A 6,833-nucleotide genomic window follows, 5' to 3' on the forward strand; every position below is an offset into this window, starting at 1 on the left:
GATAAACCCGGCCGGCATTCATGGAACAATTGGTCAAAGCCTATATCAGCCGCTCGGCGCTGCGCCGTAACGTCCGGCTTATTCAGAAAACAGCAGCCGGCGCTCCGCTCTGCGCCATGGTCAAGGCGGACGCCTACGGACACGGCGCGGCGCTGGTCGTAAAGGCGCTGCAAAAAATGAAAATAAAATTCTGGGGGGTGGCCACTCTTAACGAAGCGCTGGAACTGCGCGGTTTAAAAGTGCGCGAGCCGATTATCGTGATGCGCCCTTTCGCCGGATACGCCCCGGCGCGGGAACTGACCGAACAAATCAACCTGATGCGGCGGATGGAAATCCGGCCGTCATTGGCCAATGACGATGTTCTCGCCCTGATTGCAAAAACATCGGCCGCGGGTTCCAAACCGCTTTACGCGCATATCAAAGCCGATACGGGCATGGGGCGCAGCGGCTGCCTGCCGGACGAAATCCCCTCCTTACTGCTTAAAGCCGCCGCGATTACAGGGATGAAGATTGAAGGCATTTACAGCCATCCGGCCTGCGCGGATGATAAAAATTACGATTGCATGCGCGGACAATTGGCCGTCTTTAACGCCATTCTGGATCAAATCAAATCCCTCGGTTTCAATATTCCGCTCCGGCACATGGCCAACAGCAGCGCCGTCTTCCGCCTGCCCGCGGCGCGTTTTGACCTGGTGCGGCCCGGCCGGGCAATCTACGGTTACCGCGGCCGGCCGGTAAAAGGCGCGGATGAACTTGTCCCGGCCATGCGGATTGAGGCGCCGCTGGTGCTCGTCAAATGGGTAAAAAAAGGGACCGCCTGCGGTTACGGACACACCTTCCGGTTCAAACGCCGGACGCGCATCGGCCTGCTGCCGCTCGGTTATGCGGATGGTTATTCGCGGCAATGGTCAAACAAGGGCATGGTTGGTTTTCGCGGCAAACTGGCGCCGGTCATCGGCCGGGTCAGCATGGATTTGACGATTGTTGATTTAACCGATATGCAGGAAGCCGTCACCGGTTCTTCCGTCTGCGTTGTCAGCAACCGGCGCGAGGATCCGCATTCCATGGAATCCATGGCCGGGCGCCTCGGCACAATCCCCCACGAAATCGGGTGCGGTTTCGGCCGGCGCATTCAACGCGTCCCGGCGGCATGAAAAATTCCATTGTCAAATCATCATTTTATAGTAATTTCCCTTTTCAAAAGAACCGGAACACATCCATCAACAGCACGGGAGACGGAGAAAGAGAATGAAGCCAGAAGTCCTGGTCCGTTGGACTTTGGAAAATGCGGCCGACCTTTACGGCATCACGAACTGGGGGATCGGCTATTTTGACATTTCCGAAAAAGGCGAGGTAATTGTCCGGCCCGGCGGCCACAACAGCCCGCTTGCCATCAGCATTATGGACCTTATCGCCGGCTTGAAAGCGCGCGGGCATAACATGCCGGTTCTGCTGCGGTTTGCGGATATCCTTTCCTCGCGCATTGCCCAGCTTTATGAATGTTTTAACAATGCCATCCGCGATTATAATTACAAGGGGAGCTACCGCGGGGTATACCCCATAAAAGTCAACCAGCAAAAACAGGTTGTCGCCGAAATCGTGGAATTCGGGCGGCCTTTTCACCACGGTCTGGAGGCGGGCAGCAAGGCGGAACTGATGTCGGCAATTGCTTTTACGGACGACCCGGAGGCCCTGATCATCTGTAACGGCTACAAAGACGAGGAATTTATTGATCTGGCCCTGAATTCCCTCAAAATGGGGCAGCAGACGATTATTGTGATTGAGCGGCAGGATGAATTGCCCGTTATCCTGGAACGCGCCGCGCGCAAGGGCATCAAACCGCGCCTCGGCGTGCGCATAAAACTCTCCAGCCGCGCGGGCGGGCACTGGGATGGCTCCGGCGGCGACCGCAGCATGTTCGGCATCAACGCGGTTCAGATCATTGAAATAATTGACCGCCTCCGCAAGGAGAACATGCTGGACTGCCTGCAGTTGTTCCATTACCACCTCGGCTCGCAAATATCCAATATCCGAAATATCCGCTCCGCGCTGCGGGAAGCATGCCGCCTTTACGCCGAAATGGTAAAGGAAGGCGCCGCCATGGGAATGCTCAACATCGGCGGCGGACTGGCGGTGGATTACGACGGCTCGCACACCAATTTTGCCAGCAGCCGCAATTACACCGAACAGGAATACGCGGCCGACGTGGTGGAGGCGATCATGAACGTCGCCAGCGAAACGGGGATACCGCACCCGGATATTATCAGCGAATCCGGGCGGGCGCTTGTGGCCCACCATTCGGTGCTGGTTTTCAACGTTCTGGGTTCAAGCAAATTTGAACCGCCCGGGAGCGTGGAACAGATTCCCGATAATTTCAACAACATGCTGAACAACCTGCTCGACGTGCGCAACTCGCTTTCCACCAAAAATCTGCAGGAATGCTACCACGACGCCGTCTATTACCGCGACGAAATCCGCTCCCTCTTTGAACACGGCAATCTCACGCTCCGCGAAAGGGCCTTTGCCGAAAATATTTTCTGGGACATAATCTGTAAAATCGCGTCAGAAAGCAAAGAGCGCAAGTATGTTCCGGAAGAATTGCAGGGACTGGAAACGGCCGTCGCCGACCTTTACTACTGTAATTTCAGCGTCTTCCAATCCCTCCCCGATTCCTGGGCCATAGACCAGCTCTTCCCGGTAATACCAATTCACCGCTTGCATGAAATGCCTTGCAGACAGGCCATTCTGGCCGATATTACCTGCGATTCGGACGGAAAAATTGACCGGTTTATTGATCTGCATGACGTCAAATCCACCTTGCCGGTGCACGATCTGCGCGGGGAAGATTATTACCTCGGCGTTTTTCTGGTGGGCGCCTACCAGGAAACACTGGGAGACCTTCATAACCTGATGGGCGACACCAATGTTCTGCATGTGCGCGTGGGGAAAGACGGCCGCGTTGAATACGCCCACGAAATCGCGGGCGACACGGTCGCGGATGTGCTTTCTTATGTGGAATATGACCCGCGCGATATGATTGAAAACGTCAGGGCCATCGCGGAAAAGGCGGTGCGCGCCAACCGCATCACCCCCGAGGACCGCCGCGAGATCATGTCGGCCTATGAAGACGGCATGCGCGGCTACACCTATTTTGAAAATTAACCTGTTCCCTTAAAAAATGAAAAAGCATTTCCTTGAATTTGATCCGGACGGCACGCGCAACCCGCGCGCCCCTTTCGCCGTCCTCCCGATCCCGTTTGAACGTTCCGTCAGTTTCGGCCGCGGCACGGGCAAAGCGCCGGCCGCCATTCTGAACGCCAGCACGCAAATGGAAATGTTTGACGAGGAATTCTTCTGCCCGCAGGGACTGAAAGTCCAGACCCTGCCGGCCATAAAATGCCGCGGCGCCGGCGCCGCCGAAGTTTTTGCCCGCATCCGCCGCGCGGCCGAACCGGTCCTGCGATCAGGCCGATTCCTGATGTCGTTCGGCGGGGAACACACGGTTACCGTGCCGCTTGCGGCGGCGGCAAAAACCGCCCATGGCGATATCTGCGTGCTCAACCTGGACTCCCACCTTGATCTGCGCGACAGCTTCCGCGGCAACCGTCTCTCCCATGCCTGCGTTTTCCGGCGCGTTATGGAAACAGGCGTGCCGGTCGTGCATGCGGGCATCCGCAGCCTCTGCCGCGAAGAATATGACCTCATCCAACGGCGGCGCCTGAAAATCCACTGGGCGCGCGAGATCATCGCCGAAAAAAATGACAAATGGATGGACCGGCTCGCGGCGGCCTTGGAAAAAAAGGTTTATCTGTCAATTGATGCCGACGTGCTGGATCCCTCCGTCATGCCCGGCACGGGCACGCCGGAACCGGGCGGATTAGCGTGGTGGACGCTCCTGCGGCTCCTGCGGCGCATCTGCCAGAAACGGACCATCATCGCCGCGGACATTGTGGAGGTCGTCCCCCTCGCCGGAACCCCCCTCTGTGAATACACGGCGGCCAAATTGGCCTTAAAACTGATGACATACGTCTCAAAATCCGCTATTGTCAAATCAGCCTGAATCCGAATGCAACAGGGTGCATAAGAAATATTTATTCTATTATCTCGCAATCGCCGGAGCGCTCTCAGCCCTTCTGACGCCGGGTTGCGCCCCCACCCTGCGCAAAAGCAACGGCGTGCGCGTAACCGGAGATATTGTCAAAGGCGACCAGGAAAGAACCGTTTCCATCACGACCCGCAACCAGGAGCGGCTTACCGTAATCGCCCGCACCGACCCGGAGCAAGACGTCCGCGCGGCCGCCGTTCAACGCCTGACCAATCAGGTTATCCTCGCGCAAATCGCCGCCGCCGACCCTGCGCCCGACGTGCGCATCGCGGCGGTTGCGCGCCTCAAAAATCACGAAGCGTTAATAAACATCGTCGCTTCCAATTCCGAATCGCTGGTGCGCCTGGCGGCCCTTGAAAAAACAAAAAATGACCCGGTGTTTTTTGACACCGCCATGAACAACAGCGACGTCATGATCCGCTGCGCGGCCGTTGAAAAACTGAAATCAAACGATTTTTTGGCATGGGTTGCCATGAGCAATTCCGAATCTTTTGTGCGGATTGCCGCCGTCAGCCGCATTGCCAGCCAGAAACTGCTGGTTAATATCGCCGAAAAAAATTCAGACCTGCTCGTCCGCCGCGCCGCCATCCGGCAGATTACCAGCCAGCCGGTCCTGGCCGAACTGGCGCTGAATGATCCCGACCGCGATATCAGGAAAACGGCCATAGAACAGGTGGCTTCCCAGGATCTTCTGGCGAAAATTGCCGGCGGGGATCCCGATCCTTTTATCCGCTTCCTGGCGGTCAGACGCATCAACAACGAACGCCTGCTCCTGAAAATCGCCGGCAGCGATCCGGCCCCGCTCGTGCGCAAGACCGCCGCAAGCAGAATCAATGACACCGAAGACCTCTATAATATCGCCCGCACCGATGCGGACGAGGAAGTCAGGGCCGCCGCCGCCGAAGAGCTGGAGGACGGGCAGCTGGGCGGTCTCCTGGAAAATGATCCTTCGCCCCTGGTCCGGGCAACCGCCGCCCGCAAGATTACCGACCAGGAAGCCCTGAAAAACGCGCTCATATTTGACGAAGACCCGCAGGTCAGAATAACAGCCGCGGCAAATGTAAACGACCAGGCCGCCCTGGCCGCCGCCGCCTTGAGCGATGAAAACGAGGGGGTGCGTTCCGGCGCGATAAAACGTCTTGCCAACCAGGCTATTCTGGAAGATATCGCCGCAAACGACAGCAGTTATGAACTGCGGGCGGCGGCGGTCGCGCGCCTGATTGACCAGGCCGTATTGAAGAAAATTGCAGTTTCGGATTCGCATCGCACTGTCCGGCAGACGGCCGTTGAACGGATAACCGATCAGGGGATTCTGGAAGAACTGGCCCGCAACGCCAATGCCGCCGTGCGCCTGCTGACCATCAACGAACTGACCAACAAACGCATCTTGAGCGATATTGCCCGCAACGATCCCTATGGGCCTGTCCGCAAGGCGGCCCTGGAACATATCAACGACCCGCTCGTGATCAACAAAATCGCGCTGGAAGATATTGACCCCGCCGTGCGCCGCGCCGCCGTTCAGAAAATAACCGACTCCGAAATCCTGGCCGGCATCATTGCGCGCGACACGGACCGGGATGTCGTGGAAGAGGCCAAAGCGCGTTTGAAACTTCTTGAATCAATGCCTTTCGGCGCCGTGCCATGATTTCTGCTATCCGCATCCCGCCATGCTTTCCGCTTCCCGTTACACGCCGCGCGTTGCGCGTTTCCCGTTTCACGCTCCTTGTTTTGCTTTGGGCCGCTTTAATTGGAGCCCGGCCCATCCCGGCCCGGGCCGGCGACCGCGCCGGCGCCCTTGAAAATGGCCGGCCGGCCCTAACGGAAAAACCAGCAGGGCAAAGCCCGGAAACAGACCCCGCGGAGCGGACAGCCCCCCTGCCTCCCGCGGCGGAAATACTGGCGCAGGCGCGCGCAAATTTGCCGCGGGAAGAGCTTTTCATAAAGGGCCAGATTCTGAGCGGCGGGCGAATCGGCAAACTGGAACGCGCCGGTTATATTGAAATAACCCTGAAATTCACGGAAGACTCCGCCAAGGCCCTTTACAAGATAAGCGATGCCTTTGGAACAACCGACGAACAGATGATTATCAGCATGAACAAAGGAGCCGCCCCCCTGTTTGCATACCGGCGCGGCAATCCGCTTCAGCCCGCCGCGGCGCCGGCGGCGGACAAATTTATAAGGGACACGGACGTAACCTGGAACGATCTCGGCCTCTTGTTCCTCTGGCGGACGGACGGGCGGACTTTGCGCTCGGAAAACCTGCGGGGCCGCGATTGTTATGTGATTGAATTCCCCGGCCAGACCGACCCGGCCGCCGCAAATCATGAATCGCGAATTGCAAATTCCAAGGTGATCTGGATTGATGCGCAGTTATTGATGCTCATTCAGATGGAGGATATTGACCGCGACGGCAAACTGCAAAGGCGGATGGCCGTCAAAAACATCAAGAAAATATCGGAACGTTGGATGATAAAAAACATGGAAATCCGCAGCTATCCCTCCCTGCACCACACCCTCATCAGGATTGACGAACTGTCGTCTGCGGTTCAAAACCAGCCGCCCGCCGCAAACTGAACCCTGATCCTTTGCCAAGGGCAATAATTGCCGTGGCCATTCATTTTCCGGCAAGGCGGACAATGGCGCTTTACGTGGCATTTGCCGGCGTTTTACGCATAAAGCAGCGTTATCTTTTTGCAGGGACTGGATAGAACCGCCGCCGGGAACCGGC

5 protein-coding genes are annotated in these 6,833 nt (G+C 57.4%); all 5 read left to right on the top strand.

The features are described from left to right. The first annotated feature begins 20 nt into the window (after window positions 1-20). The 5 genes from alr (at window position 21) to PHP98_07190 (ending at window position 6,679) form a co-directional block, all read left to right on the top strand. Window positions 21-1,154, top strand: coding sequence for an alanine racemase (gene alr / locus PHP98_07170; protein ID MDD5483415.1), 1,134 nt, complete (start codon window positions 21-23; stop codon window positions 1,152-1,154). 94 nt (window positions 1,155-1,248) lie between these two features. Next, complete coding sequence (speA, locus tag PHP98_07175) at window positions 1,249-3,162, top strand: biosynthetic arginine decarboxylase (protein MDD5483416.1); 1,914 nt, start codon at window positions 1,249-1,251, stop codon at window positions 3,160-3,162. Between the two features lie 16 nt (window positions 3,163-3,178). Beyond that, window positions 3,179-4,060: an agmatinase gene (gene speB, locus PHP98_07180; GenBank protein ID MDD5483417.1), complete on the top strand. Its 882-nt coding sequence runs from the start codon at window positions 3,179-3,181 to the stop codon at window positions 4,058-4,060. A 16-nt stretch (window positions 4,061-4,076) separates the two neighbouring features. Next, complete coding sequence (locus PHP98_07185; protein ID MDD5483418.1) at window positions 4,077-5,750, top strand: hypothetical protein; 1,674 nt, start codon at window positions 4,077-4,079, stop codon at window positions 5,748-5,750. Beyond that, entirely contained in the window at window positions 5,747-6,679 is a 933-nt protein-coding gene (locus PHP98_07190) for an outer membrane lipoprotein-sorting protein (GenBank protein ID MDD5483419.1), read from the top strand. The genes PHP98_07185 and PHP98_07190 overlap by 4 nt, the downstream gene beginning before the upstream one ends. Window positions 6,680-6,833: the final 154 nt, after the last annotated feature.

Source organism: Kiritimatiellia bacterium, from assembly GCA_028715905.1.
Lineage (GTDB): Bacteria > Verrucomicrobiota > Kiritimatiellia > JAAZAB01 > JAAZAB01 > JAQUQV01.